Here is a 20,057-nt window from a genome sequence, read left to right on the forward strand (position 1 = left end):
AAAATCACGCGGCCACGTAGGCCACCACCTCGATCTTCATGCCCGGCACCACCAGCGCCACCCCGGCGCTGGAACGGTTCGGCCACGGGGGCCGGAAGTACTCGCGGTACACGGCGTCGATGGCCGGCATGTCGGCCACATCGGTCATGTAGATCAGCACCTGCGCCACGTCGTCCAGGCTCCGGCCCGCGCGCTCCACGGCGCGCCGCAGGTTGTCGAAGGTCAGCCGCGCCTGCTGCTCGATCGGGCCGGTGTCGATGCTGCCGTCGGCCCGCACCGGGCCGTGCGCCGTGTACAGCACGCCGCCGGCGCGCACCATCCAGGAAAACGGCTGCTTCAGCGGCGGCAGCCCGACGTCGATGGTTTCTCTCATGGTCCGCTCCGTTTCTTCAAGCAGTGGCCTCGACCCGCGCCAGCAGGCGCCGGTACCAGGGGTGGCCGGGCTCGCGCAGGTCCAGGTGGGTGTCGAAGTGGTCGCGCCCCTCCAGCTCCTGCCAGGTCGCCGGCACCTGCTGGGCCTCCAGCAGGGCCAGCAGGCGGCGGTTGGAGCGCCGCACGCGCTCGCTGTCGCGCTCGCCCACCGTGAGGTCGAAGGGCACGCGGCAGCCGGCCGTCCAGTACAGCGGGCTGAACACCACGTCCTGCGCGGCGCTCTGCCCGCGCAGCACGTGGGTGTACACGCGCGCCTCCAGGCTGCCCGGCGCCGGCGCGCTGGCGTGCAGGTCCTGGATGCCGCTGATGGGCAGGCAGGCGCGCACCGCGCCGTCGGGCACCTGGCGCCGGCGCAGGCCGTCGCGGCCGAGCGCGGCCATGGCCGCCAGGTGGCCGCCGGCCGAATGACCGCCGAGGTAGAGCCGGTCGGGCGCGCCGCCCCAGGCCGGCAGGCGCTGGCGCAGCGCGGCCAGCAGGTCCAGCGCGTCGTCGATGGGCGCCGGGAACGGGTGCTCGGGCACCAGGCGGTATGACGGCGCCACCAGCAGCAGGCCGAGCCGCGTCACGGCGGGCGCCATGAAGCGCACCCATTGCCGGTAGCCGTTGGTCCAGCCGCCGCCATGCCAGAACACCAGCACCGGCGCGGCCCGCGCGCCGGCGGGCGCGTACACGTCGAAGCGCTGGAGGCGGTGCGGCCCGTAGGCCTGGTCGGCCGCCACCTGCACCGAGGCGGGCAGCGGCTCGCGCGCCAGCGCCATGACGGCGCGCGCGTAGTCCGCCGCCGCGGCGAACGGCAGCGGCGGCTGGCCGTCCGGGTCGTCCTCGGGCGCCAGCAGGCTCACCGGACTACCCTCCGCCCTTCGGGCCGCGGGTGCGAGCGCCTTCGGGGCGGCCGGGCGGCGCTCATTCGACGACGATCCCCGCTTCCTTGATGACCTTGCCGAAGCGGCTGTTGTGGTCGGCCACCAGGCGGCTGAGGGCCGCCGGCTCGCCGCCGGCCGGTATCAGCGCCAGCGCCTTCATGCGCTCCGCCACGTCGGGCATGCGGATGATCTCGTTCAGATGGCCGTTGAGCAGCTTGACCACCGCGTCCGGCATGCCGCGCGGCCCCATGAAGCCCTGCCAGGCACCGACCTCGACCCCTTTCACGCCCACCTCGGCCAGGGTCGGCACCGCAGGCTGCAGCGGCGAGCGCTGCGGGTCGGCCACGGCGATGTTGACCAGCTGGCCCTTGGCCAGGTATTGCGCCACCGGCCCCAGCGTGGTGTACATGGCCGTGATGTGGCCGGCCACCAGGTCGACGATCGCCGGGCCGCTGCCGCGGTACGGCACCTGCGCCAGCTTGACGCCGGCCGCGCCGTTGAACATCTCGCCCAGGATGTGCATGGGCGAGCCCGTGCCCGGCGTGGCGTAGTTGGCCACCTTGCCGGCCTGCACCGCGGCCAGGAAGTCCTTCATGCTGCGGATGCCCGTGGCGGCGTTGACCACCAGGAAGAGCGACTGCGTGCCGGCCAGGAAGACCGGCGTGAAATCCTTGACCGGGTCGTAGACGGCGCCGGTGCCGGGCTTGAGCACCAGGGGCGCGGTGGCCATGGTGTTGGGCGTGAACAGCAGCGTGTGGCCGTCGGGCGCGGCCTTGGCGACGAAGGCGTTGCCGATGGTGCCGCTGGCGCCGGTCTTGTTGTCCACCACCACCGGCTGGCCGAGGCGGGTGGACAGCTTTTCGGCGAAGACGCGCGCCAGCGCATCGGTGTCGCCGCCCGGCGGGAACGACACCACGATGTTGACCGGGCGGCTGGGATAGTGGGCCTGCGCGAACGCGGTGCGGGTGGAAGCGAGCAGCAGGCCCGCAGGGCCGGCAATGACCAGTTGACGTCGATTCATCATGATTACTCCAGGGGTTGCAATGATGTTCAGAGCCCGGGCGCGTTCCGCTCGCGCACCCAGAGCAGCAGGCCGCACAGCAGCACCACCACCTGGGTGCCGATGAGTGCCGCGAAGCCGGCGAAGAAGCCGGCGCCGGTGCTGCTGCCGGCGCCGCCGCTCACGGCGGTGATCACCGCGCCCATGATGGCCGGCATGAAGCCCGCCACCAGGCTGCCCACGCCGTTGACCACGCCGTAGGCGCTGGCCACGTGCTCGGGCTGCGCGCAGTACTGCACCGTGCTGGGGTAGGCCGGGCTCATCAGGCCCCAGCACAGGCTGGCCGCCACCAGGCTGTAGGCGGCGCCGTAGGGGTTGGTGAACTCGATGGCCGCCAGCACCGCCAGCGCCACGCCGATGCTGCACACCACGAACATCAGCGGCACCTGGCGGCGCGGGATGCGGTCGATGATCGCGCCGCCCAGGAACACGCCCAGCACCGTGGCGTACTGCGGCAGCGAGGCCAGCCAGCCCATCTCGCGCATGGAGAAGCCGCGCGCCTCCTTCAGGTAGGCCGGCAGCCAGCTGCTGGCGCCCCACAGGTAGGACAGGAAGGCCGCCGTCATCACCGTGAGCAGCACCAGGTAGCGCGTCTTGAGCGCGCCGGCCACGATGCGGCCCACCTGGACGAGCGGCGGCACGGGCGCGGCGGCCCTGTCCGCGCCCTGCGCGGGCGCAGTCCTGGGCATGGCGACGAAGGCCAGCACCAGCGGAATGCCCACCACGATGTTGATGATGCCCAGCACGTGGAAGGAGGTCTGCCAGTCGTGCCCCGCCACCAGGTAGCCGATGAAGGGGTAGCCGATGGCCAGCCCCAGCCCCGTGCCCATGTTGACGAAGGCATTGGGCTTGCCGTTCTCGCGGGTGGCGAAGTAGGCCTTGATGTAGTGGCCGGCGAGCGAGAACAGCGGCCCCTCGGCCACGCCCAGCAGCACGCGCGAGGCCACCAGCAGCTCGAAGCTGTGGAAGTGCGGCGAGAAGAAGGTCACCACGCCCCACAGCACCAACCCCGCCAGCAGGCTGCGGCGCACGCCCAGCAGGGTGGAGCAGAAGGGCGTCAGCACGATGGCCGACACGCCGTAGCCGACCAGGAAGGCCGTGGTCAGCAGGCCCTGGCTGACGCGGTCGCCACGGCCGATGCCCATGTGGTCCAGGAAGGCCGGATCGGTGATCAGCACCGCGATGTTGATGCGGTCGATGTACGAGATGGCGACGATCAGGAACAGCGTGATCACGCCATACCAGCGGAGGGTTCTGCTTTGCATTGCGATGGCCTGCCTGGGTCAGTGGATGAACGCGGCGCCGGTCGGCAGAAATGCCGCGGGCCCACCTCGGCCCCGGAGGCGCCACGGCTCGGGGTGTTGGCCGGCAAGGTCATGCCCTGGGCGCCGCCGGCGAATGCGTGCCGCCGCCATCGTGTAGTTCCGCATCGCGATCTCCTGTGCCGTGAATGGCTTGTCGAGCGGTGCCTCAGACGTCGAGCACCAGCTTCTTGCCGGTGCAGCGCGAGACGCAGATCATCATGGTCTTGCCCGACTGGCGTTCGAGCTTGGTCAGGATGCCGTCGTGGTGCTCCAGCTCGCCGTCGAAGTCCAGCACCGGCGTCTCGCAGGCGCCGCACACGCCTTCCTTGCAGCTGTGGTCGGGGCTCAGGCCGGCGTCGATCAGGGCGTCGAGGATCGACTTGCCGGCGGGCACGTCCACCGTCTTGCCGGACTTCTCGCACACCACCTCGAAGCCATGCTGGTCTCCCGCCGGGGGCGCCGCCACCGCCGCGAAGCGCTCGATGTGCGCGTTGGTGTAGCCCAGTTGCTCGCAGGTCTTCTCGAAGGCGTCGAGCATCGGCGTGGGGCCGCAGCAGTAGTAGTGGCTGTCGGCGCCGCGCCCGGCCAGCAGCTTGGGCAGATCGGGCGGCGCGCCCTGCTCGTCGTCGAAGTGCCAGGTAACCCCGGCCGTCTTGCCGGCCAGCGCCTCGATGCGCTCGATGAAGGCGGCTTCCTTGCGGGTGCGCGCGCAATAGACCACCTCCACCGGCCGGCCCAGCGCGGCCAGGCGCTGGAGCATGCAGAAGATGGGGGTGACGCCGATGCCGCCGGAGACCAGCACGCTCTTGGGCGCGCCCTCGTGCAGCTCGAAGTTGTTGCGCGGCGCCGAGATGTCGATCACCTGCCCCACCCGCAGCTGCTGGTGCACGTAGCGCGATCCGCCGCGGCTCTTCTTGTCGTTGAGCACGCCGACCACGTAGCGGCCCGTGTCGCTGGACGGATTGCACAGCGAGTAGCTGCGCACCAGCCCGTTGCCCAGGTGCAGGTCGATGTGTGAGCCGGCCGCGAAGGGCGGGAACTCCACGCCCGGCGCCCCCGGGCGGAACTCGACGCTGACGATGCCGTCCGCCTCGTAGCGCATGGTGTGAACGAGGGCTTTGAGCGTAGGCGCGGTCATGGGCTTCTCTCCGGGGAGCGTGGATGGGGCGTCAGCTTCAGGCGGGCGCCTTCGCGGCGTCCATCTGGGCCTGCGCCAGGCCGCGCAGGTGGCGGCGCAGGCGCACGATGCCCAGGTCGTGCTGGTACAGGTTCTCGTGCTGGATGGCGTCGGCCGGCATCTGTTCGAGCATCACGCGGTCCTGCTCCAGCACGTGCCAGTGGCGCGCCTCCAGGCGGTTGCGGTAGAGGAAGCGCCAGGTGTCGCGCTGCCAGCCCGGCGCCAGCCTGCGCACGCGCCAGAAGAACACCGCCGTCAGGCGGGGCGAGATCGGCGTGCACATGCCGACGATGATGAAGTTGCCGCCGGGCCCTCCCGTCTTGGGGTAGGGGATTTCCAGCCTCATCCACTGGATGCCGGTGTCGGCGAACTCGGTCCAGTCGAAGTTGACGTTGCGCTGGCCTTCCTTCTCGAACACGAAGCCGTCGTCGGTGGGGCGCACGGCGAACTTGGCCGTGCTGTCGCCCTCGGCCATGGAGTGCGACTGCTTGTGCAGGAAGGTGCCGTGCATGGGGTCCATGACGTTGTCCAGCGCGTAGCGGTAGTCGCACTTCCACTCGATGTAGCACAGGAACGACGAGTAGGCGGCATCGTCCGACAGTTCGGCGGGCAGCCTGAGCGGCGGCGGCTCGTCGACCGGGGCGCTGGCGTTGTAGAGGAAGATGACGCCGGCCTGCTCGCGCACATGGAAGGCGCGCGTGGCCCGCTGGCCTTCGAGCTTGCAGCCCGGGCTGCCCGGCACGCGCGTGACGGTGCCGTCACAGCGCACTTCCACGCCGTGGTAGGGGCAGGACAAGCGGTCGCCCAGGATCACGCCCTGCGACAGCGGCGCGCCGCGGTGCGGGCAGCGGTCTTCGAGGGCGTGCACCGTGCCGTCATGGTCGCGCCACAGCACGATCCGGGTGCCAAGGCGGTCGATGGCGATCGGCTTTTCCTTGACGAAGCTGGACGGGCATGCCGGGTACCAGAGGTCTCTCAGGCCGGTCTCCAGCCATTGGTCGACGGCGTCTTGCTTTAGGGTGGTCATCGTGAGTCTCTCCTGTCTTGACTGCGGGCGCGGAACGGGTGTCAGCGACTCATCTCGGCCATCACGGGGCCGTAGTTGGCTTCGGTCCAGGGTTCGCCCGAAGGCGTGGTCGTACCCTGGCGGTTCAGGCTTTCCACCAGGCCGGCGAGGTCGTGCACACCCGCCGCGAAGGTGCGCTCGATGGCGTCGCCCAGCAGGTCCTCGTACAGCGTGGGCCTGCGCCGCTGCGCCTGCTTCGGCTGGAGATAGCGGTCGTGCGCCTGGCTGGGCTCGGGATGCAGGTCTTCGACGATTTGCAGCATCTGGATCATGCGTTCGGACATGGCAGGTCTCCTTGGTGATCGGGAATGAAAAGGGTCGGGCCGCGGTTCACTCGGCCTTGATTCGGCGGCTCTTGATGACGCCGGCCCACACGGCCGTCTCGTCCTGGATGTATTTGTCGAAGGCGGCGGGCGACATGGTGTTCTGCGCCATGCCCTGCGCCTTCAGGCGCGCCTGAACGTCGGGCTGCGCGAGAAAGTCGGCCGCGTCGCGCGCGAGTTGCGCCACCACCGCGGCCGGGGTGCCGGCCGGCGCCAGCATGCCGTACCAGGAGGTGACGTTCACGCCCTGGATGCCCTGCTCCGACAGCGTCGGGATGTCGGGCGCCACCGGGGTGCGCTGCGCCTCGGTGACACCCAGCGCCACCAGCTTGCCGCTCTGCAAGTGCGGCAGCGCGGCCGGCAGGTTGGTGAACATCAGCGGCACCACGCCGCCCAATACATCGTTGAGTGCCGGCGGCGTGCCCTTGTAGGCCACGTGCAGCAGGTCGGCGCCCGTGTGCTGCTTGAACAGCTCGCCGGCCAGGTGCAGGCCGCTGCCGATGCCCGGCGAGGCATATGACAGCGTGCCTGGCTTGGCCTTGGCCTGCGCGACCAGATCCTTGGCGCTCTTGATGCCGCTGGCCGGCGAAGTCACCAGCACGTTGGGCGCCTTGGTCAGCATGGTGACGGCCACGAAGTCCTTCTGGATGTCGAAGGGGAAGTTCGGCATCAGCGTGGGGTTGATCGTGAGGTTGCCGGCAGGGATCAGCAGCAGCGTGTGGCCGTCGGGCCTGGCGCGCTTGACCTTGTCCATGCCGATGTTGCCGGCCGCGCCGGGCGCGTTGTCCACCACGGCCGGCTGGCCGTAGCGCTTGGACAGTCCCTCGGCCATCACGCGCGCCAGCGTGTCCACCGGCCCGCCCGGCGGAAACGGCGAGACGACCGTGAACTTGTCGCTGCTCAGCAGCTTCGTCGCCTCGGGGTTGGCCTGGGGATTGCCCTGAGACAGCGCGGGCAGGGCCAGCGCGGCGAATGCGACAGCGACGAAAGTCTTGCGCGGCATGATGGGATCACCTCTTCTCGGTCAGGAACTTGCCGCCTGCCTCGGCGCCCTTCTGGCGGCGGGTGTGGCCGTCCAGGCCGCCGTCGACGGCCCATTCGGCGAACACCGTGGGGCCGGGCTCGAAGTCGCGCGGCTGCCAGTCGGCGGTCAGTTCGTCCTCGTCGGCGTAGTACTCGATCAGCCCGCCGGACGGGTTCTTGAAGTACCAGAAGTAGGCCGAGGACACGGGGTGCCGGCCCGGGCCGAGCTGGGTTTCCCAGCCGCAGCGCGAGAAATGCAGGCCGCCGCCGAAGACCTCGTGGATGTCGCGCACGGTGAAGGCCACGTGGTTGACGCCGCGCTTGCCCGTGGGCAGTTGCAGCAGGAACAGGTCGTGGTGGCCACCCTTGGGCGCGCAGCGCATGAAGGCGCCGCGATTCGGATAGCGGTCGGACGAGACGAAGCCCAGGCGGCTGGCATAGAAGGCTTCCACCGCCTTCACGTCAGCCACGAAGAAGACGACGTGGCCCACCTCGATGGGCGTGGCACGCTCGTAGACAGGCGCGGGGGCATTCACTCGGGGCCGGTCGGTCCAGGTATTCATCTGTGCGCTGCGGACTTCGGGCACGGCGTGCTTGCGCGTGACTTGCAGGCGCACAGCCAGGCCATTGGGATCGGCGCAGCCGATGCGGCGCGCGCCATCCACCGCCACGTCCATGAAACCGGGATCGTTGCGGATGGCGTCGGCGTAGCGGTCCAGGTCTGCCTCGCTTTCCACGGCCCAGACCACCTCGCGCAGCGTCGGGCCTTCCTCAATGGCCGGCGGCAGGCCGGCCTTGTCCATCGCGGCCACGATCACGCGGCAGCCGTTGAGGCACTCGAAGACGAGTTCGTCGGCGCTTTCGCTGACCAGGGACAGGCCCCAGTCCTGGAAAAAGCGGCGCGCGAGCAGCAGGTCGTCGGTGCCGTAGGTGATCTGGTCGATGCCGAGAACGCTCATGTCGGACTCCGGTCGAAAAATGTAGGTGCTGTCCGGCTCATGCGGCGGACAAGGGAGATGCTGCCCCGGCGCCGCGCGAGGCGTGCCAGCGCCACGTGATCCAGAGGCCGCCCAGGGCAGCGCCGATCTGCGAAATCACGAGCAGGGAGAACCCACCGGCCACGTGCTGCTTCATCATGCTGCCCATGGCCAGGGGCATGAACGCGGCGGCCATGTTTCCCACGCCATTGATGATCCCATAGGCGCTGCCCACGCTTTGCGCTGGCGACAATTGCTGCACGATGGATGGGATGGCTGCGCCCTGCAGGCTCCAGAACGCGCTGGCAGCCAGCAAGAACGCCAGCGTTTCCATGGTGGTGGTGGTCTGGATCAGGCAGGCGACCGATGCGGCGCACAGCAGGCCGAAGACCGTGAAGATCAGCGGCACGCGCCGGGCCGGCAGCATGTCGACGAACACGCCGCCCAACAGGTTGGCCGCGATGCCCACGATGAAGGGTAGCGAAGACATCCATCCCATCTGCCGGATCGACAGGCCCTTGTCGCTCACCAGGTAGGCCGGCAGCCAGGAGGTGCTACCCCATAGGTACGCCAGCGTGAAAATCTCCACCAGCAGCATGGCGCCCAGGTGCGGCATGCGCAGAGCGCCGCGAACCGTCTGCGCCAAACTCCGCGGGGTGGCCTTCACCCCGGACGCACCTGGCCGGGACGGATGCTGGTGCACGAAGAAATGGATCAGCGGCAGGCCGAACAGCAGATTGAGCGCCGCCAGCACATGGAAGGACGCATGCCAGCCATGGTGCTGCAGCAGCCAACTGACCAGCGGGAACCCTACCGCCAGCCCGAGCGAAACTCCCATGGAACTCACCGCGTTGGGCTTGCCGCGCTCCTGGGGCGAGAACCAATCGCTGACGTACATGGTCTTGAGCGAAAACAGCGGCCCCTCGCTGGCACCCAGCAGCGCCCGCACCACCAGCAGTGCGAACAGCGAGCCCATGAGCGGGGACAGGGCAGTCAGCGCCGCCCAGGCGCCCACGCTCAGCAGCAGCCCGCGGCGATAGCCCAGGAAACGCTCGTACACCGGCGTGAGCACCAGGGCCGCTATGCCGTAGCCGAACAGGAAGGTCGTCATGAGCGCACCCTGTCCAGCCCGGTCGCCTTCGATGCCGAAGGCCTTCAGGAAGTCGGCATCCACGATCAGCACCGAAACGGTGACCCGATCGACGTAGGCGATGACCACGGCCATCATCAGCGTAACGACGCCCCACCAGCGGCCGAGACCCTGTTTCATGATTGCGAACCTTTCATCCAATGCCCCGTCACGCTACCGGGTTGGCCCAGGGAATGGGCTGCTCGTTCGTGCCCCAGTACATGCTTTTCTGCTCCATGTACTGGAAGATGCCCTCGCGCCCCTTCTCGCGGCCCAGGCCCGAGTCGCGCCAGCCGCCGAAGGGCGTGGAGACGGAGAACTGCTTGTAGGTGTTGACCCATACGGTGCCGGCCTGCACCGCGCGGCCGAGCTTCCAGGCGCGCTTGAAGTCGCGGCTCCACACGCCAGCGGCCAGCGCATAGACGCTGTCGTTGGCCTGTGCGATCAGCTCTTCCTCTGTGTCGAAGGGCATCGCCACCAGCACCGGGCCGAAGATTTCTTCCTGCGTGATGCGGGCGCTGTTCGTCAGCCCTTCCAGGATGGTGGGCGTGTAGAAGTAGCCCTTGTCGAACCCGGCGCCTTGCGGACGCACGCCGCCGGTGCGGATGCGGCCGCCCTCGTCCACGCCAAGCTGCACGTAGCGCTCGATGCCCTCGCGGTGCTTGGCGGTGATCAGCGGGCCCATCTGCGTGCGCTCGCTGGCGGGGTCGCCCACGCGCAGGTTCTTGGCCGCCTCGGCCACGCGCGTGACGAACTCGTCGTAGATGCCGCGCGCCACGAACAGGCGCGAGCCGGCGATGCACGACTCGCCCGAGCTGCTGAAGATGCCGTAGAGCACGCCGTTGACGGCGTGGTCGAGGTCGGCGTCTTCCAGCACCATGGTGGGCGATTTGCCGCCCAGCTCCAGCGAGACCGGCATCATCTTGTCGGCCGCGATGTGGGCGATGTGCTTGCCGGTGGTGGTGCCGCCGGTGAAGGAGACGCGCTTGACCAGCGGGTGCTTGGTGATGGCGTCGCCGATCACCGAGCCCTTGCCCGGCAGCACGCTGACGATGCCCTTGGGCACACCGGCCTCTTCGCAGATCTTCGCCAGTTCCAGCGCCATCAGCGGCGTCACCTCGGCGGGCTTGACCACCACGGCGTTGCCCGCTGCCAAGGCGGGCGCCAGCTTCTGCGCCTCGCTGGCGATGGGCGAGTTCCACGGCGTGATCGCGGCGACGACGCCCATCGGCTCGTGCACGCTCATCGTCACGTAGGCGCCGCGCGAGGGCGTGATGGCGTCTTCCAGCGTCTCCAGCGCGGCGGCGAAGAACTGGAAAGTGGCGGCCGCGCTGGCGACCAGCGCGCGCGTCTCGTTGATCGGCTTGCCGTTGTCCAGGCGCTGTTTCTGCGCCAGTTCCTCGCCGCGTTCGCGGATGAGGGCGGCCACGCGGTGCAGCACGGCCGCGCGCACATGCGGCAGCATCTGCGCCCAGCCGCTGGTGCGGAAGGCGTGGTCGGCGCGCGCGATGGCCTCCTCCACGTCGGCCGGGCTGGCGGCCTTCACGCGCGCGATCGGCTCGCCGGTGGCGGGGTACAGGCTTTCGTACACGTCGCCGCCGCCCAGGCGCCATTCGCCGGCCACGTTGATGGGAAGCAGTTCAAGCTGGGACATCGTGGGTTCTCTCGTTCGTGGGATCAGATGACAAGCGGCGCGACACGGCCACGCAAGGCCCGTGCCGCGCTGTAGACCGTCAGCGCCGAAGTCTTGGGATTGGCGGCCAGCGCCTGGTTGCGCATGGTCAGCTCGAAGCGGCCGAAGGCGCCGGACGCCTCGACCTGGTGCACGTTCTCGCTCACGCCGGGATCGGCGATCAGGCGCACCGTGGTGCGGTCCAGCCCCAGGCCGGCCAGCGAGACGGTGGCCGCCACGTTGGCGTTCTTGGGGTAGAGGCGCGCGGCCTCGCGCGCGCTGCCTTCGAAGATCACCGTCTCGGCCGTCAGCGCGGCCAGGTCGCGGCCTTCCTCGGCGGGCGTGCCGGTCCAGGCATGGGGCGGCTTGCGGCCGGTGTAGCGCACCGTCTCCAGCCCGCCGATGCGCGCGGCGGCCAGTGCGTCGATGGCGCCGATGGCGCCGGCGATCAGTTGCGCTTGCGTCCCGCCTTCGCGGGCGGAGGCTTCCAACTGCTCTGGCAAGCCCGGCGCCGACAGCGCACCGACCGAAGCCACGATGGCCGGCACGCCGCGCCGCAGGGCGGGCAGCACGTGCTGCTCGATGGCCGCGTGGCCGGCGGCCTCGATCACCAGGTCGATGCCCTCGGCGGGCACGGCCCGCGTCACTTGCGCGCCGGGCGCCAGGCGCTGCGCCACGGCCTGCGCGGCGGCCGCGCCCTCGGCCGGCACGACGATGGCGCCGGCCTGAAGGCCCGCATCGTCCTTCACCAGTTCCAGCAGCGCGGTGCCGATGGCGCCGCAGCCGATCAGAGCGAATCGCACAGTCATGGCGTCCTCACGCGGCCGGCGTGGCCGGCACCTGGTCCAGCTTGTTGACCGGCGGGCCGGAGAACGCCGTCTTGAAGCTGCCGATGGCGCGCATGTCGATCTCCAGCAGGAAGGGGCCTTTCTTCGCCATCGCCGCGCCCAGCACGCCGGGCAGCGCGTCCAGGCTCTGCACGCGGGCGTGCGGCAGCTTGATCGAGGCGCAGAGCTGCGCATAGTCCGGCGTGTGCAGTTCCACGTAGCAGCGGCGGCCGCCGTAGGAGGCGTCCTGGATGTTCTGGATCACGCCATAGCGCTGGTCGTTCATCAGCACGATCAGGGCGTCGCAGTCCTCCTGCACCAGCGTGGCGAGTTCGCCCAGGTTCAGGATGAAGCCGCCGTCGCCCGCCAGGCCCAGCGTCTTGCGGCCCGAGCCGCTCTCCGCCGCGCCCACCGCCGCGCCGATGGCCATCGGCATGCCCATGCCGATGCCGCCGCCCGTGGCGTGCACGCCCGCGTTGGCCTCGAAGAAGCGCAGCTCGCGGTTGCCCCAGGTACTGTTCGACACGGTGACGTCGCGCACCCAGTTGAAGTTGCGGCCGGCCGCCTGCTGCAACTGCTGCACCAGCGCACCGTACGGGCCCAGGCCGTCGCGCAGGGTGGCGACCACCTCGTCGTGGGTCTTGCGCAGGTCAGTCAGCAGTTCAGGGTCGGCCTGGTAGCCACGCTTTTCCAGGCGATCGGCCAGGCCGGCCAGCACCAGGGCCGAATCGCCGCAGACGAAGCCATCGTCGGCATAGCAGCGGCCGGATTGCGCGGCGTCCACGTCCACGCGGTAAAGCGGGCGCGGCAGCTTCAGCTCGTACTTCAGCGTCTCGTTGCTGCGCAGGCGCGTGCCCACGGCCAGCATGGCATCGCAGCGCTCGTAAAAGGCTTCGACAGGCTTGTGGATGTTGTAGGCCCCCAGCGAGGCCGGGTCATCCTCGGCCACGATGCCGCGCCCCTGCACGGTGGTGACGATGCCGAAGCCCAGAGCCTTCAGGCGCCGCACCTGCGCACCGGCATGGCGCGCACCGCCGCCCAGCCACAGCAGCGGGCGTTTGGCCTTCGCCAGTTGTTCGGCCAGCGCGTCCAGCGCGGCCTCGCTCGGCGCCGCCACGGCGATGGGCAGCGGCGAGAGGTCGGCCGGCATGTCGATCACCGATTGCTGGATGTCGATGGGAATCTCCACGCTCACCGGGCCGGTGGGCGCGGTCAGCGCGGCCTGCACGGCGGCCTTGAGCGTGGACAGGCAGGTCTCGGCGCTGCGCACGCGGAAGGCGGCCTTGGAAACGGCGCCCAGCATCGTGAGCTGGTCCGGCGCCTCGTGGATGTACGAAAGCTTCTGGTCCAGGTACTGGGTCTCGATCTGGCCCGTGATGTGCAGCAGCGGCGTGCCGGCGGTATAGGCCTCCACCAGGCTGCCGGCGATGTTGCCGGCGGCCGGGCCGGTGCTGGTGATGCACACGCCCAGGCTGGAGGTGGAGCGGGCATAGGCGTCGGCCATGTTGCCGGCGCCGGCCTCGCCGCGCGCCATCACGAAGCGCGTCTTGCCGCGCTGCGCGAAGGCATCCAGGATCGGCATGTTGTGGATCGAGATCACGCCAAAGGCGGCCTTCACGCCGCACTGCTCGAGGAAGGCGGCCACGACGGCGCCGACGGTCACTTGCTGTTTGGAGGTCATGGGGTTCCTGAGGGTTGCTGGTTTTTTGGGGGGCGGCCGTCAAATGCCGCGCGAGTGGCCGCCGGAGACGTCGATGTGGCTGCCGCTCGTGTAGGAGGCGAACGGCGAGACGAGGAAAGTGAGCGCGCGCGCGGCTTCGACGGGAAGGCCGAGCCGGCCCAGCGGGATGTGTTTCTGCACGGCCAGCTCGGCGCTCCAGGCAGTCCAGTCCTGGGACTTGTCCTCGCGCGCCTCGAAGCGGCGGCGCCACTGGCCCGACTCGACCAGGCCGATCAGGATGCCGTTGACGCGCACGCCCTGCGGCGCGAACTCCGTGGCCAGCGAGCGCACCAGGTTCAGGATGCCGGCGCGCGCCGCCGAGGTGGCGACCATGTGCGGCTCGGGCTGGCGCGCCAGCAGCGAATTGGCGCAAGCGATGGCCGCATCCCCCAGGCGCAGGCGCTCGGCCGCGAGCTGCGGCAGGAAGGCGCGCGTGGGATGGATGATGGAGAAGAACTTGAGCCTGAGCTCGTCCATCCAGGCCTGATCGTCGGTGTTCGCGAAGGTGGACACGCGCCCCTGCCCTGCGTTGTTGACCAGCATGGCGGCCGGCCCCAGCGCGGCCTGGCTGGCGGCGGCGAAGGCCTTGACGGACTCGGCATCCAGCACGTCGCAGGGGTGGGCGAACAGCTTGGCCTGCGGGAACCGCGCACGCAGCTGCGCCACCGCGCCGTCCAGGCGCTCGGCATTGCGCCCGCACAGGGCCACGGCGGCGCCGGCCGACAGCAGCACCTCGACCGTGGCCAGGCCGATGCCTGAGGAACCGCCGGTCACCACGGCCGTGCGGCCGGCCAGGGCGTCGGGCGCAAGAAAAAGAGAAGCCGCCATCATGTGCTCCAACCGCCGCGCAGCGGCACCACGTTGCGGCCGCTGGCCGCGGGCGCGTAGTTCAGCAGCGCCGACAGCTCGTCGGCCGTTTCGCGCACCTGCGAGACCAGCGTGCCGATCTGGTCGTCCTGGATGCGGCCGGTGTTCATGGTCATGCCCAGGGCCGCCACCACGCGACCCGTGTCGTCGCGCACCGGCGCGGCGATGGTGGAGATGTTGGGCTCGAAGTAGCCCTGGCTCAGCACGTGGCCGCGCTGGCGCTGGGCCTGCACCACGTCGAACAGCTCGACCGCCGTGCGCGGCGTGCTCGACGAGAAAGCTTCCAGGCGCTCCTCCGGGTACAGCCGCCGCAGTTCGGGCAGGCTCAGGTCGCCCAGCAGCACGTGGCCGAGGACCGTCGCGTGCGCCGGCAGCCGCGTGCCGACGTTGACCGCGCTGACGAAAGGCGACGGCGGCGACACGCGCGCCACGTAGACGATCGAGCGGCCATCGCGCACCACCAGGTTGCACGGCTGCTGCGTCTGCTCGCTCAGCCGCTCCAGCAGCGGCAGGCCCAGCTCGTTGAGCGGCAGTGACGCGAGGTACTCGAAGCCCAGGCGCAGCACGGCCAGGCCCAGGCCGTACTCGCGCCCGCCTTCGGCGCGCTCGATGAAACCCATGCTCTCCAGCGTGCTGAGCAGGCGGAACACCGTCGAGCGCGGCAGCTTGAAACGGCGCGCCAGCTCGGGCGCGCTGAGCGTGCGGTTCTCGCGGCTGAACTCGCACAGCACGCGCAGGCCGCGCTCCAGCGCGGGCACGTTGTAGCGGTCCGCGCCATCGTCCACCGGTTCGCTCGCTTCGGGAAGGGTTTCTTCGCTCATGGCTTCCTCGTCGAAGTCTTCGTTCTTCACGGCTTCATCCGTCTACGCTGTGCAGCACCCGGCCCAGCAGCGCAGCGACGGCCTCGGGCCGCTCCACGTAGCAGGCATGGCCGGCGTCGGCGATCGATTCCAGCACCACGCCGCAGTGCTGTGCCACCTCGGTACAGCCGGCCGGCGGCGTGACCACGTCGAGCGCGCCGCAGGCTACGGTGACGGGCACGGGCGCCGGCAGGTCGGCCAGCAGGTCGCCACCGCACAGCAGCTCGATGGCCTGGCGGTAGCCCCGCTCGTGCAGGCGCGTCATGTTCCAGCGCACCCACTGGCGCGCCAGCGGCGAGGCGTGCTCGGACACCAGCCGCGCCGATCGCCGCGCGGCCATGCCCGCGATGCCCAGCTCGTTGAGCGAGGCCATGCGCTCGGCATGCACCCGCGCGCGCTCGGTCTCGCGGCCCGGCGCGCCGTAGCCCTGCGCGGGGCTGATCAGCACCAGCGCCGCGATGCGGCTGTCCACCCGCGCCGCCGGCGCCGCCATCAGCGCGCCCAGCGAATGCCCCACCAGCACGCAGCGCGCGATGCCCAGCGCATCGAGCAGTTCACGCAGGCGCTGCGCGTAGTCGGTGCCACGCGGCGCGTCCACCGCCAGCGGGGTCGATTCACCGTAGCCCGGCGCATCCCAGGCGATCAGCCGGGCGCGCGGCGCCAGGGCCTGCGCGACCTCCAGCCAGGAGGCCGAACCGGAGCCGATGCCGTGCAGACAAACCAATGGCAAGTCGCTCCCGCCTCCGCATTCGCGCACCGACACCTGCACGCCCTCGCCCACCGCGACCCCGCGCGCGGGAAAGCGGGCGCCCAGGCGCACGACCTCGCTCTCGGGCAATGCGGACGGCAGCGCGTCGGCCATGGTGCAACCACTCAGGCGCCGGTGCTCGATGCGTCCGCTGCGACCAGGTCACGCTTGATCTTGGCCAGCGGGTGATCCGCGGGATAGGTCGGCGTGATGGGCTTCTGGGCGCCCAGCATCACGCACATCAGCGCGTCCTCGTCGCCGATGTTGATCTCCTCCCGGTACACGCCCGGCGGCACCGAGACCAGGTCGCGGTCGGTCAGCACGGTCTCGTAGCGCTCGCCCTCGGGCGTGGTGATCACCAGCTTGAGCTTGCCGCGCATGACGAAGAACACTTCTTCCACGTCGGTATGGATGTGCGGCGGACCTTCGTGGCCGGCCGGGATCACCATGGTGGAGAAGGTGAAGTTCTGCGAGGGCACGGTGTTCACATCGCTGGCCACGCCGGTGCCGCCGGTGCCCACGTAGCGCATCTGCGCACGGCGGAACTTGGGGTCGTAGTCGGCCTGGAACTTCAGCGCGTTCCAGTCGTACTTTCGGGTGGCGTAGCGCGCGATGCGCGTGTTCATCCAGCTTTCGAGGCTGGCGCCCGCGGGGCGGTCCCAGGTCTTGTCGCTCATGGGGGAATCTCCTTGAAGTGGCTCGGGAAAAAGTCAGTGCATCACGAAGCCGCCGTTGACGGCGAGCAGTTGGCCCGTCACGAAGCGCGACAGGCCCGACAGGGCGAACAGCACCGCGCCGCAGACGTCGGCCGCCTGCTGCTCTCGCGGCAGCGCGCGGCCTTCGAGGTACTTGTCATGGCGCGCCTGGGGCACGTATTCGGTGGCCTCCACCAGCGTGAGGCCCGGCGCCACCGCGTTCACGGTGATGGCGTCGCCGCCCCATTCGCGCGAGAGCGAACGCGTCATCGAAATGACGGCTCCCTTGCTCGCGGCATAGGCCAGCAGGTTGGGCGCGCCCCACAGCGCTGTGTCGGAGGCCAGATTGACGATGGCGCCGCGTCCGCTGGCGGCCAGCGCGGCATGGCAGGCGCGGCTCATGAGCCAGGTGCCGCGCACGTTGACGTCCATCACGCGGTCCCACACGTCGATCTGGAGTTCGTGGGCGTCCTTGCCGCCGGAGTTGGTGATGGCGGCGTTGTTGACCAGCCCGTCCAGCCCGCCCAGCAGGCGTGCGGCCTCGGCGGCGCAGGCTTCGACGGAAGTGGCGTCGCACAGGTCCAGCGCCAGCGCCTGCACGTCGAAACCCCGCCCGCGCAGCGCCTCGGCTTCGGTGGCGGCGAGATCGGCCAGCACGTCGGCGATGACCACGCGCCCGCCCGCCCTGGCGATGGACCGGGCGAAAGCCAGGCCCAGCCCGCGCGCCGCGCCCGTGACCAGCACGCGCCGCCCTTGCAGCATGCCCGGCGGCACCTCGGCCAGCAGCTTCTGCAGACTGGCGGCGTCGACCTGACCCGTGGCTTCACTCATGGCGCTTCCCCTTTCGGCCTTCGCGTTCAATCGGCCTGGATGCCGAGTTCCTTGATCACGCGCGTGAAGCGCTCCAGATCGTCGATGGTGGTCTTGCCCAGCACCTCGGGCGCGCCGCCCAGGGGCAGCACGCCCAGCGTCTTCATCTTCTCGCTCACCTCGGGCATGCGGATGATCTCGTTCAGGTGCGTGTTGAGCGTCTTCACGATTTCGGGCGGCAGACCCTTGGGGCCGTACAGCCCGTTCCAGGCGCTGACCTCGACGCCCCTGTAGCCCAGCTCGGCCAGCGTCGGCACCGCGGGCGCGAGCGGCGAGCGCACGGCCTGCGCCACGCCCAGCAGGCGCAGCCTGCCATCCTTGAGGTAAGGCTCGACGGGGCCGTAGGTCATCCAGCTCAGCGGCACGTGGCCGCCCGCCAGGTCGGTGAGCACCGGCGCCACGCCGCGGTAGGGCACGTGGCGGAAGTTGGCGCCGGCGGTCTTGTTGAACATCTCGCCCAGCACATGCATCGGCGAGCCGGTGCCGGGGCTGCCGTAGGCCAGCGCGCTGCCTTTGGATTCGGCCATGACGGCCTTGAGCGTGGTGGACTTGGTGCCGGGGCCGCTCACGATGAACAGCGGCTGCGTGCCCGCCTGGATGATGGGCGTGAAACCGCGCACGTCATAGCCGGTCGAGGGGCTGGTCTTGAGCACCAGCTGCGCCATCGTGAAGGTGCTGGGCGCCATCAGCAGCGTATAGCCGTCGGGCGCGGCCTTGCCCACGTAGCCGCTGCCGATCACGCCGCTGGCGCCGGGCTTGTTGTCCACCACCACAGGCTGGCCCAGGCGGGGAGCCAGCTTCTCGGCGAACACGCGCGCCAGCGCGTCGGTGTCGCCACCGGCCGGATAGGCCACGACGATGGTGATGGGCTTGGCAGGCCAGCCCTGCGCCATGGCGGCGGCCGCGCCGACCAACAGGCCACCCACCAGGCATTTCCCTATCCAACGCTTCACCATCGCGAGTCTCTTTATTTCATTAGTGGAACATTGATTTATTCTTGGAACAACTGCGCAAGAATACGCGATTAATCCACTTCCAATATAGGTGTTAACCCTGATATCTGATGCCATTTTGTTTCATCCTGGGATCGTTGATTCGTTGACGCGACAACATGAAGCAAGCATCATTCGTGCCAGACTCCAGCCTTGGAGGGGATAGCGCGCGCAACCGCGGAGCGGCGCCGGCACCACGCAGGAGCGCACTGCGCGGCGGGCAGGGGAGGACGGATCGATGAACGCGCCGCGCAGCAGGCAGCGCGCGCGGCGCCCACGCCGAGGGCGCCAAGGTGTCGTCAGCGGATCGCCCGCATTGAAGGCGCGGCGCCCGCGACGCGGCGCACGCGCTATGCGACGCCCAGTTCGCGCAGCACTTGCCGAGCGGTCAGCACCGGCGGCGGCTCGGGCCAACCGCCGTCCAGCAGTTGCACCATCTTCGCGTTGCGCGGCGCCTGAACGCCGTGACGCCGGGCCAGGCGCACCACTTCGCCGCACAGCGCGTCCACCTCGGTGCGGCGCCCCAGGGCCAGGTCGTCGGCCGTGCTGGAGCGCGCCTTGGCGTCCATGGTCAGCATGCGCCGCGCGACGATGCGGAACAGCCAGTCGGGCAGGCGCAACACGCGCACCATCCTGGCCTGCGGCAGGGCGCCGAAGGGCGCGGGCTGGATGCCGGCGGCGGCCAGCACCTGCAGGCCCTCCTCCATCAGCGCGGCGAAGCAGCGGCGCCAGCCGGCGTGCATGAACTCGTCGCGCAGGCTCAGGCGCGACAGCGCGTTGACCGGGTTGTTGAGGTTGATGAGCAGCTTGCCCCACTGCACCGCGCGGATGTCGGGCACCAGCGCCAGCGGCACGCCAGCAGCGGCGAAGACCGGCACCCAGGGCGCCAGCGCCGCGTCCTGCGGCGCGGCCAGCCGGCCGCCCGTGCCGCGATGCCAGGCGCCGGGCGCCACCTCGGCGACGTTGAAGGGCACCATGCCGGGCAGCACGCGCAGGGCCGGCGCCGCCTGCTGCGCCACCTCGGCATTGCCGACGCCGTTCTGCAACGACAGCACGGGCGTGCCGGCCGGCAGCGCCGCCGCCAGTTGGCCAGCCGCCTCGGCGGTGGCCGCGCTCTTGACGCACAGCAGCACCAGCGCCGGCCGCGCCCCGGCGGGCACCGCCTCGGTCAGCGCGAGCCGCGCCGCCGGCACCACGCGGCGCGCGCCGTCGCGGTCGGTCAGCGTGAGGCCGTCCGCGGCCAGCGCGCCCAGCACGCGCGGGCGGCCGACGAAGGTGACCGGCACGCCCGCCGCCGCCAGGCAGCCGCCGACGTAGCAGCCCACGGCCCCGGCGCCCATCACCAGCACGGGGCCGGGGGCGTCCGGCGGGCGGTCAGCGGGATTCATGGTCGAATTGGCCTCCAGCGCTTATGGGGCAAGCGCTGGCAGCTATCAAAAAGTGAGAATAGAA

At 70.2% G+C, this 20,057-nt stretch carries 20 protein-coding genes; all 20 read right to left on the minus strand.

Translation table 11 applies throughout. The annotated features are described in order from the left end of the window. Window positions 1–4: 4 nt before the first annotated feature. The 20 genes from QM772_RS03140 to QM772_RS03235 all read right to left on the minus strand — a co-directional run bounded on the left by QM772_RS03140 (window position 5) and on the right by QM772_RS03235 (window position 19,993). Window positions 5–373 (minus strand): RidA family protein, encoded by a 369-nt coding sequence (locus tag QM772_RS03140; protein ID WP_415134006.1) that lies wholly within the window; start codon window positions 371–373, stop codon window positions 5–7. Between the two features lie 16 nt (window positions 374–389). Continuing rightward, on the minus strand, window positions 390–1,274 hold the full coding sequence (locus tag QM772_RS03145) for an alpha/beta hydrolase (RefSeq protein ID WP_415134007.1): 885 nt from the start codon (window positions 1,272–1,274) through the stop codon (window positions 390–392). Between the two features lie 61 nt (window positions 1,275–1,335). Next, on the minus strand, window positions 1,336–2,319 hold the full coding sequence (locus QM772_RS03150; protein WP_415134008.1) for a Bug family tripartite tricarboxylate transporter substrate binding protein: 984 nt from the start codon (window positions 2,317–2,319) through the stop codon (window positions 1,336–1,338). 26 nt (window positions 2,320–2,345) lie between these two features. Continuing rightward, on the minus strand, window positions 2,346–3,620 hold the full coding sequence (locus QM772_RS03155) for an MFS transporter (protein WP_415134009.1): 1,275 nt from the start codon (window positions 3,618–3,620) through the stop codon (window positions 2,346–2,348). 205 nt (window positions 3,621–3,825) lie between these two features. Then, window positions 3,826–4,797, minus strand: coding sequence for a PDR/VanB family oxidoreductase (locus tag QM772_RS03160; protein ID WP_415134010.1), 972 nt, complete (start codon window positions 4,795–4,797; stop codon window positions 3,826–3,828). A 37-nt stretch (window positions 4,798–4,834) separates the two neighbouring features. After that, window positions 4,835–5,863, minus strand: coding sequence for a Rieske 2Fe-2S domain-containing protein (locus tag QM772_RS03165; RefSeq protein ID WP_415134011.1), 1,029 nt, complete (start codon window positions 5,861–5,863; stop codon window positions 4,835–4,837). 41 nt (window positions 5,864–5,904) lie between these two features. Further along, window positions 5,905–6,165 carry a recombinase-like helix-turn-helix domain-containing protein gene (locus QM772_RS03170; RefSeq protein WP_415139434.1) on the minus strand — a complete coding sequence of 87 codons (261 nt, stop codon included), beginning with the start codon at window positions 6,163–6,165 and terminating at the stop codon, window positions 5,905–5,907. Between the two features lie 67 nt (window positions 6,166–6,232). Beyond that, window positions 6,233–7,228 carry a Bug family tripartite tricarboxylate transporter substrate binding protein gene (locus QM772_RS03175; protein ID WP_415134012.1) on the minus strand — a complete coding sequence of 332 codons (996 nt, stop codon included), beginning with the start codon at window positions 7,226–7,228 and terminating at the stop codon, window positions 6,233–6,235. Between the two features lie 7 nt (window positions 7,229–7,235). Next, a complete protein-coding gene (locus tag QM772_RS03180) occupies window positions 7,236–8,207 on the minus strand; it encodes a VOC family protein (RefSeq protein WP_415134013.1) in 972 nt (323 codons plus the stop codon). A gap of 37 nt (window positions 8,208–8,244) precedes the next feature. Further along, window positions 8,245–9,495: an MFS transporter gene (locus QM772_RS03185; protein ID WP_415134014.1), complete on the minus strand. Its 1,251-nt coding sequence runs from the start codon at window positions 9,493–9,495 to the stop codon at window positions 8,245–8,247. A gap of 28 nt (window positions 9,496–9,523) precedes the next feature. Beyond that, window positions 9,524–11,008: an aldehyde dehydrogenase gene (locus QM772_RS03190; RefSeq protein WP_415134015.1), complete on the minus strand. Its 1,485-nt coding sequence runs from the start codon at window positions 11,006–11,008 to the stop codon at window positions 9,524–9,526. 23 nt (window positions 11,009–11,031) lie between these two features. Beyond that, the gene (locus QM772_RS03195) at window positions 11,032–11,835 is read right to left on the minus strand and encodes an aspartate dehydrogenase (protein ID WP_415134016.1); all 804 of its coding nucleotides are present in this window, start codon (window positions 11,833–11,835) and stop codon (window positions 11,032–11,034) included. A 7-nt stretch (window positions 11,836–11,842) separates the two neighbouring features. Continuing rightward, a complete protein-coding gene (locus tag QM772_RS03200; protein ID WP_415134017.1) occupies window positions 11,843–13,534 on the minus strand; it encodes a thiamine pyrophosphate-binding protein in 1,692 nt (563 codons plus the stop codon). 39 nt (window positions 13,535–13,573) lie between these two features. Further along, window positions 13,574–14,401 (minus strand): SDR family oxidoreductase, encoded by an 828-nt coding sequence (locus QM772_RS03205; protein WP_415134018.1) that lies wholly within the window; start codon window positions 14,399–14,401, stop codon window positions 13,574–13,576. Continuing rightward, on the minus strand, window positions 14,401–15,261 hold the full coding sequence (locus tag QM772_RS03210) for an IclR family transcriptional regulator (RefSeq protein WP_415139437.1): 861 nt from the start codon (window positions 15,259–15,261) through the stop codon (window positions 14,401–14,403). Before QM772_RS03210 ends, QM772_RS03205 begins: the two co-directional genes overlap by 1 nt. Window positions 15,262–15,295: 34 nt before the next feature. Further along, complete coding sequence (locus QM772_RS03215; RefSeq protein WP_415134019.1) at window positions 15,296–16,162, minus strand: alpha/beta fold hydrolase; 867 nt, start codon at window positions 16,160–16,162, stop codon at window positions 15,296–15,298. Window positions 16,163–16,173: 11 nt separating this feature from the next. Then, the gene (locus QM772_RS03220; protein WP_415134020.1) at window positions 16,174–16,725 is read right to left on the minus strand and encodes a cupin domain-containing protein; all 552 of its coding nucleotides are present in this window, start codon (window positions 16,723–16,725) and stop codon (window positions 16,174–16,176) included. Window positions 16,726–16,758: 33 nt separating this feature from the next. After that, complete coding sequence (locus tag QM772_RS03225) at window positions 16,759–17,505, minus strand: SDR family oxidoreductase (RefSeq protein ID WP_415139439.1); 747 nt, start codon at window positions 17,503–17,505, stop codon at window positions 16,759–16,761. A gap of 95 nt (window positions 17,506–17,600) precedes the next feature. Next, window positions 17,601–18,569, minus strand: coding sequence for a Bug family tripartite tricarboxylate transporter substrate binding protein (locus QM772_RS03230; protein ID WP_415134021.1), 969 nt, complete (start codon window positions 18,567–18,569; stop codon window positions 17,601–17,603). Window positions 18,570–18,955: 386 nt separating this feature from the next. Continuing rightward, window positions 18,956–19,993, minus strand: a complete 1,038-nt coding sequence (locus tag QM772_RS03235; protein WP_415134022.1) for a 2-dehydropantoate 2-reductase — start codon at window positions 19,991–19,993, stop codon at window positions 18,956–18,958. Window positions 19,994–20,057: the final 64 nt, after the last annotated feature.

Source organism: Ottowia sp. (assembly GCF_047601385.1).
GTDB lineage: Bacteria > Pseudomonadota > Gammaproteobacteria > Burkholderiales > Burkholderiaceae_C > Ottowia.